Below are 18686 nucleotides of genomic sequence, written 5' to 3' on the forward strand. Positions count from 1 at the left end.
GGATCAAGGGTATGCGCCCCGCGGTCGTCCGATCCTCCCTGCCGTGGCGCGACCCCGAGGCCGTCGTCCGGCACCTGGCCGCGACCGGCGACGTCGTCTGGCGCGACGCCGGGGTGGGCGCCACCCGGGGCCGGTCCGTCGTCGGGTGGGGCCCGGCCCGGACGGGCGACGTCCGCGACGGTGGCGCCGACCGGCTCTGGCACGAGGTGCGCGACGACCTGGCCGACGTCGAGCCCGACAGCCACCCGCTCGGCTGGGCGGGCTGGCTCGGCTACGGCTTCGGCTGCCGACTGCTGGACCGTGACGCCACCGAGGGGCACCGCCCGGCGGCCACCGCCTCGACCGTCGCCGCCGACGGAGACCCCGCCGACCTCGCCCTGCTCGACGTCGACCGTGCCCTGGTCTTCGACCACGCCGCACGCTCGGTCGAGGCCGTCGCGCGGGCCGGCGACCCGTGGCGCCGCTCGGTGGCCGAGACGTGGGCCGACGTGCCGTCCGAGCCCCCGGTGCCCGGGCCGACCCGCGCCTCCTCGGTGGGCTCCGCCTCGCCCGCGGTCCGCTGGCGGCACCGCCCCGACGAGTACCTCGACCTGATCGAGGGGTGTCGGCGGGCCATCGCGGACGGTGAGGCGTACCAGCTCTGCCTGACGACGGCGGTCGACGTCGACGGGCCGGTGGACGCGCTCGAGGCCTTCGCGCGCCTCCGTCGGTCCTCGCCGGCTCCGCACGCGTCGTTCGTGCGCATCGGCGACGTGGCCGTCGTCGGGGCCTCGCCCGAGTCGTTCGTCGAGGTGACGACCGACGGCCGGGTGTCGTCGTCGCCGATCAAGGGCACGCGACGCCGCGGGTCGGGCGCCGACGACACGGTGCTCGCGCGCGAACTCGTCGAGAGCGACAAGGAGCGCGCCGAGAACGTCATGATCGTCGACCTGGTCCGCAACGACCTCGCCCGGGTGGCCCGTCTCGGCACGGTCGAGGTGTCCGAACTGCTCGCCGTGCACTCGTACGAGCACGTCCACCAGCTCGTCAGCACGGTGCGGGCCCGTCTCGGGGCGGGGTGCACCGCGGCCGACGTCGTCGAGGCGGCCTTCCCGGCCGGGTCGATGACCGGCGCGCCGAAACGTCGGGCCGTCGAACTGCTCGCCGACCTCGAGGGGGCGCCCCGGGGGGTCTACTCGGGCGCGACGGGCTGGCTCGGACGGGACGGCTCGGCGAGCCTCGCGATGACCATCCGCTCGATCGTGGTGCACGGTGCCCGGGCGGCGGGTGCGGGACGGCCCGCGCGACCGGCGGGTGCGCGCGTCGGCGTCGGCGGCGGCATCACCATCTCGTCGGTGCCGGTCGACGAACGCGACGAGGTCGAGCTCAAGGCGTCGGCCCTGCTCGCCGTGCTCGGCGTCCGTGCCGCCGACGGGGCCCCGGTGCGCATGTCGTGACGGGGCGCGCCGTTCGGTAGCCTTGGCGAGGATCGCTGAGCCCAGCGCACGTCGCCGTGCCCTCGCGCGGGCGGTCCGCACCCACCGCACCGACTGCCAGCAGTGAATGAGAGCCCCGTGGCACACGAGCACGACACGACCGCGACCGACGCCTCCCCGGCCACCCCGCCCCACGACGGCGTGCCCGAACGCGAGTACGACGTCGCCCGCCTGCAAGAGAAGTGGCAGGCCCGGTGGGACGCCGAGCAGCCGTTCGTCGTCGACCCCGACGACAAGCGCCCCCGCAAGTACATCCTCGACATGTTCCCGTACCCCTCGGGCGACCTGCACATGGGTCACGCCGAGCAGTACGCGCTCGGCGACATGGTGACGCGGTACTGGCGCCAGCAGGGCTTCAACGTGCTGCACCCGATCGGCTGGGACAGCTTCGGGCTGCCCGCCGAGAACGCGGCCATCAAGCGCGGCGTCGACCCCCGCGAGTGGACCTACGCCAACATCGCGCAGCAGAAGCAGAGCATGAAGCTCTACGCCCCGTCGTTCGACTGGAGCCGGGTGCTGCACACGAGCGACCCCGAGTACTACAAGTGGAACCAGTGGCTGTTCCTCGAGATGTACAAGAAAGGCCTGGCTTACCGGAAAGACAGCTGGGTCAACTGGGACCCGGTCGACCAGACCGTGCTCGCCAACGAGCAGGTGCTGCCCGACGGCACGAGCGACCGGTCGGGTGCCGTCGTGGTCAAGAAGAAGCTGACGCAGTGGTACTTCAAGATCACCGACTACGCCGACCGCCTGCTCGACGACCTCAACCAGCTCGAGGGCCGCTGGCCGACCAAGGTGCTCAACATGCAGCGCAACTGGATCGGCCGCTCGATCGGTGCCGACGTGCACTTCACGATCGAGGGCCGTGACGAGAAGGTCACGGTCTTCACCACGCGTCCCGACACCCTGTACGGCGCGACCTTCATGGTCGTCGCCCCCGACTCCGACCTCGCCGCCGAGCTCGTGGCCGACGCGACGGAAGACGTCAAGGCGACCTTCGCCGAGTACCTCGTCGAGGTGCAGAAGGCGACCGAGATCGAGCGCCAGTCGAGCGAGCGCCCCAAGACCGGCGTGCCGCTCGGCCGGGTCGCGGTCAACCCGCTCACGGGTGACCCGATGCCGGTCTGGGCCGCCGACTACGTGCTGGCCGACTACGGCCACGGCGCGGTCATGGCCGTGCCCGCTCACGACCAGCGCGACCTCGACTTCGCCCGCAAGTACGACCTGCCGGTGCGCGTCGTGGTCGACACGAACGCGCCCGTCACGGGCGTGATCCCCAAGCTCGAGCTCGACGAGGACGGCCAGGCGATCCTGCCCGACGACCTGCCCGACCTGAACCCCCGAGAGACCGGCGTGGCCCTCACCGGCGACGGTCGACTGATGAACTCGGGCGCCCTGACCGGCCTCAGCAAGTCGAACGCGATCAAGCGCGTCGTCGAGCTGCTCGAGGCCTCCGGCGACGGCAAGGCGGCCAAGACGTACCGCCTGCGCGACTGGCTGATCTCGCGCCAGCGTTTCTGGGGCACGCCCATCCCGATCGTGCACGGCGCCGACGGCGTCGAGGTGCCGGTGCCCTACGACGAGCTGCCGGTCCGGCTGCCGTCGACCGAGGGGCTCGACCTCAAGCCCAAGGGCAGCTCGCCGCTCGGTGCGGCCGAGGACTGGGTGAACGTGCCCGACCCGCGCGACGGGTCGCCGGCGCGCCGCGACGCCGACACGATGGACACCTTCGTCGACAGTTCGTGGTACTTCCTGCGGTTCCTCGACCCGACCGACGCCGACCGCGCCTTCGACCCGGCCCAGGCCAGCAAGTGGGCCCCGGTCGACCAGTACGTCGGAGGCGTCGAGCACGCCATCCTGCACCTGCTCTACGCGCGCTTCATCACCAAGGTGCTCTTCGACCTGGGTCACGTCGACTTCACCGAGCCCTTCAGTGCGCTGCTGAACCAGGGCATGGTGCTGCAGGACGGCGCGAAGATGAGCAAGAGCAAGGGCAACGTCGTCAGCCTCTCCGACGAGATCGACAAGCACGGCGTCGACGCCATCCGCCTGACCATGGCCTTCGCCGGCCCGCCCGAGGACGACATCGACTGGGCCGACGTCTCGCCCGCGGGCTCGGCCAAGTTCCTGGCCCGGGCGTTCCGTCTCGCGAGCGACGTCGACAGCTCGCGCGACGTGGTGTGGGCCGACGGCGACCAGGCCCTGCGCCGCGTGACGCACCGGTTCCTCGCCGAGGCCCCTGGGCTCAGCGAGGCGTTCAAGTACAACGTCGTCGTCGCCCGCCTGATGGAGCTCACCAACGCCGTCCGCAAGGCGATCGACTCGGGTCCCGGCGCGTCCGACCCGGCCGTGCGCGAGGCGACCGAGACCGTCGCGCTGGGGCTGTCGCTGTTCGCTCCCTACACCGCCTCCGAGATGTGGGAGAAGCTCGGCTACGACGGCGGTGCCCTCGCCACGTACGGCTGGCGCAAGGCCGACCCGACGCTGCTCGTCGAGACGAGCGTCACCGCGGTCGTCCAGGTCAACGGCAAGGTGCGCGACCGGCTCGAGGTCTCGCCCAAGATCGGCTCCGACGAGCTCGAGGCCCTGGCCCGCGAGTCCGCGGCCGTGCAGCGCGCGATCGGTGACAAGCAGATCGTCAACGTCATCGTGCGGGCGCCGCGCCTGGTGAACATCGCGGTGAAGTAGCCGCCCGGGACGCGTCTCGTCCCCACCCGTCGACGGCCGTCCTGGTTCCCCAGGGCGGCCGTCGTCGTCCGTGCGGGCGGACGCCCGCTCGTACCGTGACGGGTCATGACCGTCAGCTTCCGCACCGCCGCCGATCCGTCCGAGCCGGGTGGTCCGCGGTGGCGCGTGGGGCTCGGTGCGGTCGTCGTCCTGCTCTTCGTCGTGCTGGCGGTGAGCGTCGCCGTGTCGGCGTTCGCCACCCGAGGAGGCGCGGCGGACGAGCTCGTGACCGTCGAGTCGAGCACCGGGGCCGAGGCCGGCGCAGGGTCCGGCACCGCGCCTCCCGGGGGTGCCTCGGTCGTCTTCGTGCACGTGCACGGCCGGGTGGCGGCGCCCGGCCTGTACGAGCTGCCGCACGGCGCCCGCGTGGTCGACGTGGTCGCCGCGGCCGGCGGGTTCACTGCCGAGGCCGACCAGGCGGCCGTCAACCTCGCGCGGGTGCTCGTCGACGGCGAGCAGCTCCGGGTGCCGGCCGTGGGTGAGACCGCGGACGACGGGGTGGCGGGCGGTGGTGACGCGGCGGCGGGTGGACCGGCGGCGGGCGGTCCGGTGACCGGGGGAGGTGCGGCGGCCGGTGGCGGAGCGGTCGACCTCAACCTCGCGGACGACGCGGCGTTGCAGACGCTGCCCGGTGTGGGCCCGGCGACCGCGGCCGCGATCCTGTCCTGGCGCGACGAGAACGGGCGCTTCCGCAGCGTCGACGACCTGCTCGGCGTGCCGGGCATCGGTCCGAAGACGCTCGAGTCGCTGCGAGACCGGGTGCGGGTGTGATGCCCGGTCGCGTGCTCGACCTGCGGCTGGGGGTGCCCGTGGCCGTGGCGTGGGTGGGGCTCGCGGTCGGCTCGACCCGGCCCGGGCTGCTGCCCGTCGTGACGGCGGTCGCCCTCGTCGTCTGCGTCGTCGCGATAGGACTCGTGGTCGTGGCGCGGGTGGGCGTCCTGGCCGCCGGGCAGGTCCTGCTGGTGGTCGCCTTGAGTGCCGGGGCGTGCGCCGGACTCACCGGCCAGGCGGCGGTGCGAGACGACCGCCGACACCCGTCGGGGCTCACGACGTCGGTCGGGCACGCGGTCACCGTCGAGGGGCGACTGCTCGACCGGGTCGAGGGGCGGGCCGACGTCCTGACCATGTCGGTCGACCGCCTCGACGTCGGCGCGGGGACCGTGGGGCTCGGCGACCGAGTGCCGGTGCGGGTGTTCGGCGCTCGAGTCGACGGTGGCGGCTCGGTCGAGATCGGCGCGCGGGTCTCCGCCCGGCTCGTCCTGGCCCCGGTGCGGTACGGCGAGTCGGTCGCCTTCGAGGGGCGTGCGGTCGAGCCGCTCGGCGTCCGCGCCGAGCCCGGACGGGCGTCGGCCTGGTCGAACGGGCTCCGGTCGGCCTTCCGCGCCGTGGCCGCCGGCCTGCCGGGCGACGGCGGGGCGCTGCTGCCCGGGCTCGCCATCGGCGACACGTCGGGTGTGCCCGACGATCTCGACGACGACATGAGGCAGGCGTCGCTCAGCCACCTGACGGCCGTGTCGGGCTCGAACTGCGCGGTGCTCGTCGCCCTCGTGATGCTCGTCGGGTCGCTGCTGAAGGTGCCGCGGTTGCTGCGGCTCGCGGTGGCAGTCGTCGTGCTCGTCGCGTTCGTCGTGCTCGTCACGCCCGAGCCGAGCATCGTCCGGGCCACCGTCATGGCGGTGCTCGTCCTCGTGCACCTCGCCGTCGCCCGACCGATCGCCGGCGTGCCCGTCGTCGCGCTGGCGGTCGCCGGGCTGCTGTTCACCGACCCGTGGTTGGCCCGCGACCTCGCCTTCGTCCTGTCGGTCCTCGCGACGTCGGGGCTGGTCGTGCTCGGCGGACCGCTGACCGCCCTGCTGGCGCGCCTCGTGCCCGAGCCGGTGGCGGCCGCCCTCGCCGTGCCCGCGGCCGCGCAGCTCGCCTGCCAGCCCGTGCTGCTCGCCCTCGAACCGAGCATCGCCCTGCACGGCGTCGTCGCGAACGTGCTCGCCGGCCCGGCGGCTCCGGTGGCGACCGTGGGCGGACTCGTCGTCTGCGTGCTCGCGCCCTGGGTGCCCGGGGCGGCCACGGCCGTCGCCTGGGCCTCGTGGCTGCCGTCGTCCTGGGTCGCGGCCGTCGCCCGGTCGGCGGCGAGCTGGCCGGGCACGCGACTCGGGTGGGACGCCTCGGCGCTCGGCGTCGCCTCCCTGGTCGGCGTCACGGCACTCGTCGTCGTGGCCGTGGTGGCCCGGGCCCGGGGGCGCACGCGAGCCGTGGCGGCGACGCTGCTGGTGAGCGTGCTCGTGGCGGCCGTCGGCGTGGTGGGCGGGCACACCGTGGTGACCCGCGCCTCCGTACCCGACGACTGGGTCGTCGCCCAGTGCGACGTGGGACAGGGCGATGCCGTGCTCGTGCGCAGCGGCCCCGTCGTCGCCTTGATCGACGTGGGCGACGACGGGGCCGCCCTCGACCGATGCCTCTCGACGTTCGGCGTCCGGCACGTCGACCTGCTCGTGCTCACCCATTTCGACCGTGATCACGTCGGGGCGATCGACTCCGTGGTCGGTCGGGTCGGCACAACTCTCGTCGGGCCCGTGGGGCGCTCCGACGACGCCGAGGTCGTGGCGGCGCTGCGCGACGGTGGTGCCGAGGTCCAGGAGGCGCGGGTCGGCACCCGGGGACGCCTCGGCGACATCACGTGGCGGCTGCTCTGGCCGCCTGCCGACATCGCCGCGGGCAACGACGCCAGCCTCGTGCTGCGCGTCGACCCCGGCGCGGCCTGCCGGATCGGATGCCTCTCGCTGCTGGCCCTGGGCGATCTCGGCGAGACGGCGCAACGCCGCCTGGCCTCGTCGCCCGACGGTGAGGAGGGGCTCGGGCGCGTCGACGTGGTGAAGGTCTCGCACCACGGGTCGGCGGACCAGCACGCCGAGCTGTACGAGCGGGTGGCGGCCCGTGTCGGGCTGATCGGCGTCGGGGCCGACAACTCGTACGGGCACCCGACCGACGTCGCGCTCGACCTGGTCCGGCGCGGCGGGGGAGTCGTGGTCCGCAGCGACGAGGCCGGACAGGCCGCGGTGACGCCCGTCGACCGTGGGGACGGCGACGTCGGCCTGCGGATCTGGCGGGAGCACGCGGGGCCCCGGGACCGTGACGACACGTCGGGCACGTCGGTGGCGTCCTCTAGCATCGGAGGTGGCGCGGCGGGCCCCGCGTCCGTGGGACGACGTCCGAGAGGCAGCATGGCAGCGCGAGCGAGTGGCAAGACGGCGAAGAAGGCCTCGGTCGCGATCGACCAGGTGGGGTGGGACAGAATCCGGCCCGCGGCCGTCGTGCTGGTGAGCGGGCCCGAGCAGTTCCTCGCCGATCGGGCCTCACGCCAGCTGCGCGACCAGCTCGCCTTCGAAGACCCCAGCCTCGAGGTGCACGACCTCGAGGCCGACCACTACCAGCCCGGCGAACTCGTGACCCTGGCGAGCCCGTCGCTCTTCGCCGAGCCGCGTCTCATCCGCGTCTCGAACGTCGAGAAGTGCACCGACGCGTTCCTCACCGAGACGCTGCGCTACCTCGAGACGCCCGCCGACGACACGACCCTGGTGCTGCGCCACGGGGGCGGGGTCCGCGGCAAGAAGCTGCTCGACGCCGTCCGGGGCGGCACCGGCGGCGGCCTCGAGGTCGTCTGCGCCGAGCTCAAGAAAGACACCGAGAAGCTCGCGTTCGCGGCCGCCGAGTTCGCGGCCGAGCGACGACGCATCTCGCAAGGGGCCCTGCGGGCGCTCGTCACGGCCTTCAACGACGACCTGGCCGAGCTCGCCAGCGCCTGCCAGCAGTTGATCAGCGACGCCGCGGCCGAGATCACCGAGGCCACCGTCGAGAAGTACTACTCGGGCCGGGTCGAGACGAACGCCTTCAAGGTGGCCGACGCGGCCATCGCCGGCCACCAGGGCGAGGCCCTCGTGCTGCTGCGCCACGCGTTGTCGACCGGGGCCGACCCCGTGCCCGTGGTGGCGGCGTTCGCGATGAAGATCCGCACGATGGCCAAGCTGCAAGGTTCGTACGGTGGCTCGGGGCAACTCGCCTCACGCTTCGGGCTCGCCCCGTGGCAGGTCGAGCGGGCGCAACGCGACCTCCGTGGCTGGTCCGAGGACGGGCTGGGCCGATGCATCGAACTGCTCGCCGAGACCGACGCGGCCGTCAAGGGCGCCGAACGCGATCCCGTGTACGCACTCGAGCGGATGGTGACCATGATCTCGACGCGCGGTGCGCTGCTGTCGTGAACCGCGCCTCCTGACCGTCAGGGCGGCCGGCCGCGCCGGCGTCCGGGTACGACGAAGGCCCCGTCTCGATCGAGACGGAGCCTTCGTCGTCGAACCCGGGGGCTCGGGGGAGGGGAGCCTAGAGGGCGCCGACCTGCTTCGCGATGGACGATTTGCGGTTCGCGGCCTGGTTCTGGTGGATGACGCCCTTGCTGGCGGCCTTGTCGAGCTTCTTCGACGCGAGGAGCAGAGCCGAGGTGGCCTTGTCCTTGTCGCCGGCAGCGATGGCCTCGCGGGTGGCGCGGACGGCGGTCTTGAGCTCGCTCTTGACGGCGCGGTTGCGGTCCTGGGCCTTCTTGTTGGTGCCGATGCGCTTGATCTGCGACTTGATGTTTGCCACGTGAACTACTTTCTGGATTCTGTGTCTCGGACGGGTGTGCGCCAGCCGAGCGTCCGACCGACGTGAATCGGTGGACCCGGTGCTGCCGCCGGTGATGGCCACCGGAGCGGCTCTCGGCTGCGATCGCGTTCCGCCACTGCAGACGTAACGCGCAAGCCAACAGGCAACGTTACCAGCAGCAGGCCCGACTCTCAACGAGCGTCGGCCCGACGGCGTGCCGTGTCGTGCGTAGTACCGTGCCATCATGCCCCAGCTCGCGCCCCACATGACCACCGTGCCCGCGTCCGGAATCCGTCGGGTGTTCGAGCTGGCGGCCCAGCTGGACGGCGTCGACATGCTCGTGGTGGGCGAGCCCGACGTGCCCGTCGCCCGCCACATCGCCGACGCCGCGCGCCGCGCCTGGGCCGACGACCGCACCGACTACACGCCGAACGGTGGCATCCCCGCCCTGCGCGAGGCGCTCGTGGCCAAGCTCGCCCGCGAGAACGACGTGCACGTGGACCTCGAGCAGGTCTGGGTCACCGTCGGCGGGACGCAGGCCCTGCACCAGACGATGGGACTGCTGCTCGCGGCGGGTGACGAGGTCCTCGTGCCGGACCCCGGCTACACGACCTTCACGATGAACGCCCACATGCTCGACGCCGTGCCCGTGCCGTACACGCTGGCGCCCGACCTCGACTTCCACCCCGACCTCGACGAGCTCGAGAACCTCGTGGGGGACCGCACCCGCGCCCTGATCGTCAACAGCCCGTCGAACCCGCTCGGCGTCGTCTACCCCGAAGAGACGCTGCAGCGCCTGCTGGACTTCGCCCGCCGACACGACCTCTGGGTGATCAGCGACGAGGTCTACGAGTACTTCACCTACGGGCCGAAGCACGTCAGCCTCGCCTCGCTCGACACCGACGACCGCGTGTTCAGCGTCTTCTCGATGAGCAAGACCTACGCCATGACGGGCGTTCGGGTCGGCTACCTCGTGACGCCGAAGGGCCTCGCCGAGACGATGCGCACGGTCCAGGAAGCGGCCATCAGCTGCGTCGCCGAGCCCGACCAGCACGCCGCCCTCGCCGCCGTCACGGGGGATCACCAGCCCGTGGCCGACGCCCGCGAGCACTACCGGAGCAACCTCGACCTCGCCACGGCGCTGCTCGCCGAGCGGGGCATCCGGTACCTCGAGCCCAGCGGCGCCTTCTACCTCTGGATCGACGTGAGCCACGCCTCGCAGGGCGACGTCGCGGGATGGGCCGAGCGGTTCCTGCTGTCGGAGCGCGTCGCGGTCGCTCCGGGCAGCGCGTTCGGCCGCAGCGGCGAGGGGTGGATCCGTGTGTGCCTCGCGTCGTCGCCCGAGGTGATCACCCGCGGTCTCGGCAAACTGCCCGCGCCGGGCGACCCCCGCTGAGATCCGGGGGTCAGCCCCCTGGGGTCGCTCCGAGGGGCTTCCTAGGCTCGGAACATGACGAACCAACCCGTACACACCACCGTCTCCGCCCCCACCAGCGGCGTCCGCTCGCCCCTCGCCGTCTGGAGCCTCGTCCTCGGCCTCGCCTCGATCGGCTTCGGCTTCACCTTCGTCGTCCCGATCGCCGGCCTCGTCCTCGGCATCCTGTCCCGCCGCCGTGAGCCCGAGGGTCGCACCATGGCGCTCGTCGGCATCATCTCGTCCGCCGTCATGCTCGTGGGTACGCTGATCGCCCTGTTCATCGGCCTGGCCGTCGTCGGCGGCGCGGGCGTCATCGCGCTCCTCCCCGGCACCGCCGCCTGACCCGCGGCCCCGGCACCTCCGCCTGACCCGCGGCCCCGGCTCCGTCCTGACCCGCCGGCCCCGTCCCCCGTCCCCCGTCCCGCGGCCCGACCCCCGACCCCCGCCTCCCGCGTCGGCAACTCCTGGCTGCCGTCACACGTGCGCTGTGAGTGCCGCGAAGCCCGGCCCGCCCCGCGGCACCAGCCAGGAATTGCCCGCACCGACCCTCACGCCGTCCGGTGGTGCCCCGAGCGCACGGCATCCGTCCCGGGCCGGGTGTCGGCAACTCCTGCCTGCTGTCGCGGCACGAGCGGCGGACCGGGGAGGCGCGGTGCCGTCCGCGGCACCGGGCAGCAGTTGCCGACGGGCGGGCCCCGCGCGGCCCGACGCCCGATCCGTCGCCCGGGCGTGGGAGAATCGTGCGGTACCCCCGCCCACCACCCCCAGAGGATCGTGTGAGTCCCCAAGCAACCCGCGCACTCGAGCCGGCGTCGACCGAGCCCGAGTCCCTCCGCAACTTCTGCATCATCGCGCACATCGACCACGGCAAGTCGACCCTGGCCGACCGCATGCTCGGCATCACCGGCGTGGTCGAGTCGCGCGCGATGCGTGCCCAGTACCTCGACCGCATGGACATCGAGCGCGAGCGCGGCATCACGATCAAGAGCCAGGCCGTGCGCATGCCGTGGGAGCGCAACGGCGAGACCTTCGCGCTCAACATGATCGACACCCCCGGCCACGTCGACTTCAGCTACGAGGTCTCCCGCTCGCTGGCCGCCTGCGAGGGCGCGATCCTGTTGGTCGACGCGGCCCAGGGCATCGAGGCGCAGACCCTGGCGAACCTCTACCTGGCGCTCGAGAACGACCTCGAGATCATCCCGGTGCTCAACAAGATCGACCTCCCGGCGGCCGACCCCGACAAGTACGCCGCCGAACTGGCGGGCCTGATCGGCGGCGACCCCGCCGACGTCCTGCGCGTGAGCGGCAAGACCGGCATGGGCGTCGAAGAGCTCCTCGACCGCGTGGTCGACCGCATCCCCTCGCCCGTCGGCGTCAAGGACGCACCGCCCCGCGCGATGATCTTCGACTCGGTCTACGACAGCTACCGCGGCGTCGTGACCTACATCCGCATGATCGACGGCACCCTGCACCCGCGCGAGAAGGTGCAGATGATGTCGACGAAGTCGACGCACGACATCCTCGAGATCGGCGTCTCGTCGCCCGAGCCCGTCCCCAGCCAGGGTCTGTCCGTCGGCGAGGTCGGCTACCTCATCACCGGCGTGAAGGACGTCCGCCTGTCGAAGGTGGGCGACACCGTCACGACGTCGGCCAAGCCCGCGACCGAGGCGCTCAGCGGCTACACCGAGCCGCTGCCCATGGTCTTCTCGGGGCTCTACCCGATCGACGGCAGCGACTACCCCATCCTGCGCGAGGCCCTCGACAAGCTCAAGCTGTCGGACGCCGCGCTGGTGTACGAGCCCGAGACCTCGGTGGCCCTGGGGTTCGGCTTCCGCTGCGGGTTCCTCGGCCTGCTGCACCTCGAGATCGTCACCGAGCGCCTCGAGCGTGAGTTCGGCCTCGACCTCATCACGACGGCGCCGAGCGTCATCTACGAGGTGACCACCGAAGACAAGCAGACCGTCACGGTCACCAACCCCAGCGAGTTCCCGGGCGGCAAGATCACCAGCGTCAGCGAGCCCATGGTCAAGGCGGGCATCCTCGCGCCCAAGGACTACGTCGGCGTGATCATGGAGCTCTGCCAGCAGCGCCGCGGCACCCTGCTCGGCATGGAGTACCTCGGCGAGGACAGGGTCGAGATCCGCTACGCGATGCCCCTCGGCGAGATCGTGTTCGACTTCTTCGACAGCCTCAAGTCGAAGACCGCGGGCTATGCCAGCCTCGACTACGAACCCATCGGCGACCAAGAGGCCGACCTGGTCAAGGTCGACATCCTGCTGCAGGGCGAACAGGTCGACGCGTTCAGCGCGATCGTGCACCGCGACAAGGCCTACGCCTACGGGGTGCTCATGACGGGCCGGCTGCGCGAGCTCATCCCGAGGCAACAGTTCGAGGTGCCCATCCAGGCCGCCATCGGTGCCCGGATCATCGCCCGCGAGAGCATCCGCGCCATGCGCAAGGACGTCCTGGCCAAGTGCTACGGCGGTGACATCTCGCGCAAGCGCAAGCTGCTCGAGAAGCAGAAAGAGGGCAAGAAGCGCATGAAGACCATCGGTCGGGTCGACGTGCCCCAAGAGGCCTTCATCGCCGCCCTCAGCGGCGACGTCGAGAAGAAAGACAAGAAGTAGGGCGCATGCGTCGAGCCACCCACACCGAGACCCGCACGACCTACGGCGAGGTCGGGGCGACGCAGGCCCCCGACCTCATGCAGTACCCGCCGAAGGGCTTCAAGCCGGCCGAGTACCGGGCCCGCGTCGGCCACGGCGACGCCCGTTTCGCCGCGGCCTGGATCGCCACGATGACGTGGCAGATCCAGGAGCGCAGCGGCATCCGCGTCCGGGTCGACAGCGTGCCGCCGGCCGACGAGAGCGAGTACACGCCCGTCCAGTTCGACGAGCACGGGCAACCGGTCGACGCGGCCGAGTGGGCGACCGCTCGCGACGAGTCGCGGTACTCGCCCGACGGCACGCCCCTCCTCACGGCGGGCACGACGGCCACGCTCAGCATCGAGGCCTACGGGCGCACGGTCGAGGCGCCGGTCCGCGTCGTCTACGTCATCGACGAACCGAAGCGCAAGGGCTTCGCGTACGGAACCCTCGACGGCCACCCCGAGAGCGGCGAGGAGTCCTGGATCGTCGACCAGACCGACGACGGTTCGGTCTGGCTCTCCATCCGGTCGTTCTCGAAGCCGTCGAGCGCGAAGTGGCGCCTCGTGGCCCCCTTCCTGCGGCGCACGCAGGCGCAGTACACGAAGCGGTACCTGCGGGCCCTGAGCCTCAACGACAAGGGCGAGCAGACCGACGAGGTCGTCGTCGTGGAAGACACCGAGGCCGGGGTCGGCGATCCCCGCGGTGACGACCGGCCCCCGACCGGCCCGCGCGGCGACGCCTCGGGAACCGGCGCCTGACGGTGCCCGGAGCCCTTCCCCTCGGCGATCCCGCCCCCGTCGACGGACACCTGCCCGAGACCGTCGCGGTCGGCGCGGACGACCGCAACTTCGGGGTCTACCTGCACGTCCCGTTCTGCCGTGTGCGCTGCGGGTACTGCGACTTCAACACGTACACGGGCGACGAACTGCGGGGCGCACGCCGGGACGACTACGCCGGGCAGGCCGTCGCCGAGATCGAGCTCGGGGGCCGGGTGCTGCGCGAGGCGGGTCTGCCGCCGCGCCGCGCCTCCTCGGTGTTCTTCGGCGGGGGCACCCCGACGATGCTGCCCTCGGGCGACCTCACGTCGATGCTGCACGCGATGGTCGACACCTGGGGTCTCGAGCCCGGCGCCGAGGTGACGACCGAGGCGAACCCCGACTCGGTCGACGCCGCGTACCTGCAGCAGCTCGCCGACGCCGGGTTCACGCGCGTCAGCTTCGGCATGCAGTCGGCCGTGCCGAGCGTGCTCGCCACCCTCGAGCGCACGCACGATCCCGAGCGCATCCCGTTCGTGGTGCGCTGGGCGCGCGACGCCGGGCTCGACGTCAGCCTCGACCTCATCTACGGCACGCCCGGCGAGACCCTCGACGACTGGAGGCGTTCGCTCGACGTCGCCCTCGAGCAGCAGCCCGACCACCTCTCGGCCTACTCGCTGATCGTCGAGGACGGCACGAAGCTCGCCCGTCAGATCAAGCGTGGCGAGGTCCCGATGCCCGACGACGACACCGCGGCCGACATGTACGAGATCGCGGACGACCGGCTCGCCGCGGCGGGGTACGACTGGTACGAGGTCAGCAACTGGTCCCGTGGCGTCGAGCACCGCTCCCGACACAACCTGGCCTACTGGCAGGGCCACGACTGGTGGGGCGTCGGCCCGGGCGCGCACAGCCACGTCGGCGGCGTCCGCTGGTGGAACGTCAAACACCCGGCCGCCTACCAGCAGCGCATGGCCGCGGGTGAGTCGCCGGCCGCCGGACGCGAGACCCTCGACGACGAGACACGACGGGTCGAGCGCGTCCTGCTCGGGGTGCGCATCCGCGAGGGGCTGCCGACCTCCGAGCTCGACGACGACGGGCGCCAGGCGGTCGCCGGCCTCATCGCCGACGGCTGGGTCGAGGGGCGCCCGGCCCTGCAGGGCCGCGTGGTGCTCACTCGCGAGGGTCGCCTGATGGCCGACGCCGTCGTGCGGCGCCTGCTGCCCGACTGACCGCGCGCCCTCCTCCTGCGCTTCGCGCACGGCGGACCGAGGAGGCGCGGGCCGGGAACGCAGGAGGCGCGGCTCCCGGGGGAGTCGCGCCTCGCGTCGTGCCCGTGCGGGCCGGTCGACCGTCTACTTGATGAACTCGATGGTCAGCGGGTACTTGTACCACTGGCCCTTGTTGGCGGCGACGGCGGCGATGATCGAGAAGATGACGACGAGGATGCCGGCGACGAGTGCGAGCACGCCTCCGATGACGATGACCGTCAGGATCGCCGAGATCACGTAGACGATGGCCATGGTGATCTGGAAGTTCAGCGCGGTCTTGGTGTGCTCCCGGATGAACGGGCCGCGGTCCTTCAGCACGAGGTAGCCGACAAGGGCCGGGACGAACGCGAAGATGATGCCGCCGAGGTGGATGAGCGTGGCCCAGAGCTTCTCGTCCTCGGGGCGCATCGGCTGGACGGGCTGCGGCTGGTAGCCGGGCTGCTGGCCGTAGCCGGCGCCGGGCTGCTGGCCCTGCCCGTAGGGCTGGCCGGGCTGCCCGTTCTGGCCGGGTCGACCGTTCTGCGGGCCGTTCGGCTGGGCGGGAGGGGTCTCGGTCATGGCTGCACCTGTTCGTGAGTGTCCTGCGGATGTCCCCGCCACCCTAGGGCAGCCGGGCGCGGCGCGAGTAGGCCTCGCGACGGAGGTGTCGTACGATTGGCAGTCCGGCACGTCGAGTGCCAGGCCCGGTCGCCCGGCGTGCGGACGACCCGGGGGGCGTCGAGCGAAGAGAGGTGCGTCATGGTCTCCGAACGCGGTCTCGAAGTGCTGCGCGTCATCGTGCACGACTACGTCGCGTCCCGCGAGCCGGTGGGGTCGAAGTCCATCGTCGAGCGACACCAGTTCGGCGTCTCGGCGGCGACGATCCGCAACGACATGGCGCTGCTCGAAGAAGAAGAGCTCATCGCGGCCCCGCACACCTCGTCGGGTCGCGTGCCGACCGACAAGGGCTACCGGCTCTTCGTCAACCAGCTCGCCGACCTGCGACCGCTCAGCGCCGCCCAGCGTCAGGCCATCGAGACCTTCCTCGGCGACTCCACCGACCTCGACGAGGTGCTGGGGCGGACGGTCCGACTGTTGTCGCAGCTCACCAACCAGGTGGCGCTGGTGCAGTACCCCACTTTCTCCCGGGCCCGCGTGCGTCACGTCGAGCTGGTCAGCCTGGGCGACGGCCGCGTCATGACGGTGCTCATCACCGACAGCGGCCAGGTCGAACAGCGGGTCGTCGACATCCGCACCGCCGTCGACGAGTCCTTCCTGTCCGAGTTGCGGGCCGCCATCAACGCCGCGGTCGGCGGACGACCCCTGGGCGAGGCCTCCACGGCCCTCACCGACCTGCCGACGCGCTTCCGCCCCGACCTCGCCGCGGTCGTCGGCGTCGTCGTCGCGAGCCTCACCGAGCAGATCGCCGCCGGACGCCAGGACCGCCTCGTCATGGCCGGTGCGGCGAACCTGGTGCGCACGGGCGACGACTTCAGCGGCGACCTCTTCCCGGTGCTCGAGGCGATCGAAGAGCAGGTCGCCCTGCTGCGGTTGTTCGGCGAGATGCAACTCGACGCCGTCGACGTGGCCGCGAGCATCGGGCGCGAGAACGCCTCGTTCGGGTTGTCGCAGGCGTCGGTGCTGGCCAGCGGGTACTCGACCCAGGGCAGCGAGATCGCGAGACTCGGCGTCCTCGGGCCCATGCGCATGGACTACTCGACCAACATGGCGGCGGTGCGTGCCGTCGCCCGCTACCTGTCGTCGCTGCTCGCCGAGCGGTAGCCGACGCCGACGGCCCCGGCCGTCCCACGACCCCCATCCCCGTCCCGGTCCGCCGGGCCCGGCCCCGCCGGGAAGACCACCACACCACACCAGAGGCAGACGAGAACCAGTGGCAGATCATTACGACGTCCTCGGAGTCGACCGTCAGGCGACCCCGGAAGAGATCAAGAAGGCGTACCGCAAGCTCGCCCGCGAGCTGCACCCCGACGTCAACCCCAGCCCCGAGGCGTCCGAACGCTTCAAGGACGTCACGCACGCCTACGACGTGCTCAGCGACCCGCAGCAGCGTGAACGCTACGACCTCGGCCCGCAGCCCGGTTTCGGCGGCGGCGGGGGAGGCGGGGCCGCCGGCTTCGGCGACATCTTCGACGCGTTCTTCGGCGGCGGCGGCGGCCAGGGTCAGCGCCAGGGCCCGCGGTCGCGACGCGAGCGTGGGCAGGACGCCCTGCTGCGCCTCGAGGTCGACCTCGAGGACATCGTCTTCGGCACCCAGCGCGACATCGAGGTCGACACGGCCGTCCTCTGCGACACGTGCAGCGGCTCGTGCTGCGCACCCGGCACCTCGCCGCAGACCTGCGACATCTGCGGTGGCTCCGGCCAGATCCAGCGCACCGTGCGCTCCCTGCTCGGCAACGTCATGACGTCGAGCCCGTGCGGCACCTGCCGGGGCTACGGCACCGTCATCCCGAACCCCTGCCCGACCTGCCAGGGGCAGGGCCGCGTGCGGGCCCGTCGCTCGATCCCCATCGACATCCCCGCGGGCGTCGACACGGGCCTCAGGCTCCAACTGCCCGGTCAGGGCGAGGTCGGCCAGGCCGGCGGCCCGAACGGCGACCTCTACCTCGAGGTCAAGGTGCGGCACCACGACACGTACAGCCGCAACGGCGACGACCTGCTGGCGACGCTCGAGGTACAGATGGCCGACGCCATCCTCGGCACGTCGACGACGCTCACCGGGCTCGACGGCGAGATCGAGGTCGAGATCAGGCCCGGCACCCAGAGCGCCGACATCATCACCGTGAAGGACCGCGGAATCACGCGTCTGCGCGGAACGGGTCGCGGCGACCTCAAGATCGGCGTCCAGGTGGTCACCCCGACCAAGCTCAGCCACAAGGAGCGTGAGCTGATCGAGAAGTTCGCGTCCGGTCGTCGCTCCCCGGCTCCCGAGCTGTCGCACTTCCAGCAGGGCCTCTTCGGCAAGTTGCGCGACCGCTTCCTGAACTTCTGATCGTGGCGCACTTCTACCTGGTCGACGACCTGGTCGCCGCCGAGGTCGGCTCGACCGTCGAGCTGACCGGTTCCGAGGCTCGGCACGCGGTCACGGTCAGCCGTGTCCGGGTGGGCGAGGCGCTCACCCTCGGCAACGGTCGGGGCTTGGTGGTCCAGGGCGAGGTGACCGAGGCGGCGCCCGAGCAGCTGGTGCTGCTCGCGACGCGGGTGGCGCGGCACGAGCCGCCGACGACGCGGCTGGTCCTCGCCCAGGCCCTCGCCAAGGGCGACCGCGACGAGCTCGCGGTGCAGGCCGCGACCGAGCTCGGCGTCGACGAGATCGTGCCGTGGGCCGCGGCCCGCAGCATCTCCCGGTGGGAGGGCCCCAAGGTCGCCAAGGGGCTCACCCGCTGGTCGACGATCGTGCGCGAGGCGACCAAGCAGTCCATCCGTCCCTGGGCGCCCGAGGTGTCCGGGCTCGCGACGACGCGGCAGCTGGCCGAGCGCGCCTCCCGCGATCTCGTGCTCGTGCTCGAGCCGTCGGCCGAGCAGGCTCTCACGGCGGTCGACCTGACGGCAGGAGGCGCGGTGCCCGACCGTGTCGTCGTGGTCGTCGGTCCCGAGGGCGGGGTGTCGCCCGCCGAGCTGCAGCAGCTCGCCGAGGCGGGTGCCCGCGCCGTGCGCCTCGGGGACGCCGTCCTGCGCACCTCCACGGCCGGTCCCGCCGCGCTCTCCGTCCTGAGCGCGCGTCTCGGCCGCTGGTGACCTCGACGCCCCCGTGGGCCGTGTCG

Annotated in this window: 14 protein-coding genes and 1 pseudogene; 13 read left to right on the forward strand and 2 right to left on the reverse strand. The window is 72.3% G+C overall.

From position 1 onward, the window contains the following. The first annotated feature begins 11 nt into the window (after window positions 1-11). The 5 genes and pseudogenes from ASG28_RS04200 (at window position 12) to holA (ending at window position 8455) form a co-directional block, all read left to right on the forward strand. Window positions 12-1436, forward strand: a complete 1425-nt coding sequence (locus ASG28_RS04200) for an anthranilate synthase component I family protein (RefSeq protein WP_055972362.1) — start codon at window positions 12-14, stop codon at window positions 1434-1436. A gap of 180 nt (window positions 1437-1616) precedes the next feature. After that, window positions 1617-4163: a leucine--tRNA ligase gene (leuS, locus tag ASG28_RS04205; RefSeq protein WP_235477859.1), complete on the forward strand. Its 2547-nt coding sequence runs from the start codon at window positions 1617-1619 to the stop codon at window positions 4161-4163. 105 nt (window positions 4164-4268) lie between these two features. Continuing rightward, complete coding sequence (locus ASG28_RS04210; protein WP_055972370.1) at window positions 4269-4973, forward strand: ComEA family DNA-binding protein; 705 nt, start codon at window positions 4269-4271, stop codon at window positions 4971-4973. Window positions 4974-5326: 353 nt separating this feature from the next. Beyond that, window positions 5327-6406, forward strand: a pseudogene (locus ASG28_RS16995) (ComEC/Rec2 family competence protein); the annotation flags it as partial. Window positions 6407-7420: 1014 nt separating this feature from the next. Beyond that, on the forward strand, window positions 7421-8455 hold the full coding sequence (gene holA, locus ASG28_RS16870) for a DNA polymerase III subunit delta (protein ID WP_055976871.1): 1035 nt from the start codon (window positions 7421-7423) through the stop codon (window positions 8453-8455). A 118-nt stretch (window positions 8456-8573) separates the two neighbouring features. On the opposite strand, the gene rpsT is transcribed toward holA, so the two are convergent. Beyond that, a complete protein-coding gene (gene rpsT / locus ASG28_RS04220) occupies window positions 8574-8834 on the reverse strand; it encodes a 30S ribosomal protein S20 (RefSeq protein ID WP_043596189.1) in 261 nt (86 codons plus the stop codon). Window positions 8835-9078: 244 nt separating this feature from the next. Here rpsT and ASG28_RS04225 point away from each other — a divergent pair, with 244 nt between their 5' ends. From ASG28_RS04225 to hemW, 5 genes are all read left to right on the forward strand, one after another. Continuing rightward, complete coding sequence (locus ASG28_RS04225; protein WP_055972373.1) at window positions 9079-10230, forward strand: pyridoxal phosphate-dependent aminotransferase; 1152 nt, start codon at window positions 9079-9081, stop codon at window positions 10228-10230. A 54-nt stretch (window positions 10231-10284) separates the two neighbouring features. Next, window positions 10285-10593: a DUF4190 domain-containing protein gene (locus ASG28_RS04230; RefSeq protein ID WP_055972376.1), complete on the forward strand. Its 309-nt coding sequence runs from the start codon at window positions 10285-10287 to the stop codon at window positions 10591-10593. Between the two features lie 434 nt (window positions 10594-11027). After that, window positions 11028-12878 carry a translation elongation factor 4 gene (lepA, locus tag ASG28_RS04235; protein ID WP_055972380.1) on the forward strand — a complete coding sequence of 617 codons (1851 nt, stop codon included), beginning with the start codon at window positions 11028-11030 and terminating at the stop codon, window positions 12876-12878. Between the two features lie 5 nt (window positions 12879-12883). Beyond that, window positions 12884-13657, forward strand: a complete 774-nt coding sequence (locus ASG28_RS04240; protein WP_082454357.1) for a DUF1990 family protein — start codon at window positions 12884-12886, stop codon at window positions 13655-13657. A 2-nt stretch (window positions 13658-13659) separates the two neighbouring features. Further along, on the forward strand, window positions 13660-14886 hold the full coding sequence (hemW, locus tag ASG28_RS04245; RefSeq protein ID WP_055972383.1) for a radical SAM family heme chaperone HemW: 1227 nt from the start codon (window positions 13660-13662) through the stop codon (window positions 14884-14886). Between the two features lie 123 nt (window positions 14887-15009). Here the strand turns inward: hemW and ASG28_RS04250 are convergent, their stop codons facing one another. Further along, complete coding sequence (locus ASG28_RS04250) at window positions 15010-15483, reverse strand: DUF4870 domain-containing protein (protein ID WP_235477544.1); 474 nt, start codon at window positions 15481-15483, stop codon at window positions 15010-15012. Window positions 15484-15663: 180 nt separating this feature from the next. On the opposite strand from ASG28_RS04250, the gene hrcA reads away from it, so the two are divergent. From hrcA to ASG28_RS04265, 3 genes are all read left to right on the forward strand, one after another. Next, a complete protein-coding gene (gene hrcA, locus ASG28_RS04255; protein ID WP_043592554.1) occupies window positions 15664-16686 on the forward strand; it encodes a heat-inducible transcriptional repressor HrcA in 1023 nt (340 codons plus the stop codon). 109 nt (window positions 16687-16795) lie between these two features. Then, complete coding sequence (gene dnaJ, locus ASG28_RS04260) at window positions 16796-17914, forward strand: molecular chaperone DnaJ (RefSeq protein ID WP_054146219.1); 1119 nt, start codon at window positions 16796-16798, stop codon at window positions 17912-17914. Window positions 17915-17916: 2 nt separating this feature from the next. Then, complete coding sequence (locus ASG28_RS04265) at window positions 17917-18660, forward strand: 16S rRNA (uracil(1498)-N(3))-methyltransferase (protein WP_055972385.1); 744 nt, start codon at window positions 17917-17919, stop codon at window positions 18658-18660. The last annotated feature ends 26 nt before the right edge of the window (window positions 18661-18686 follow it).

The sequence above is a fragment of the Frigoribacterium sp. Leaf415 genome, from assembly GCF_001424645.1.
In the GTDB taxonomy this organism is placed as follows: Bacteria; Actinomycetota; Actinomycetes; order Actinomycetales; family Microbacteriaceae; genus Frigoribacterium.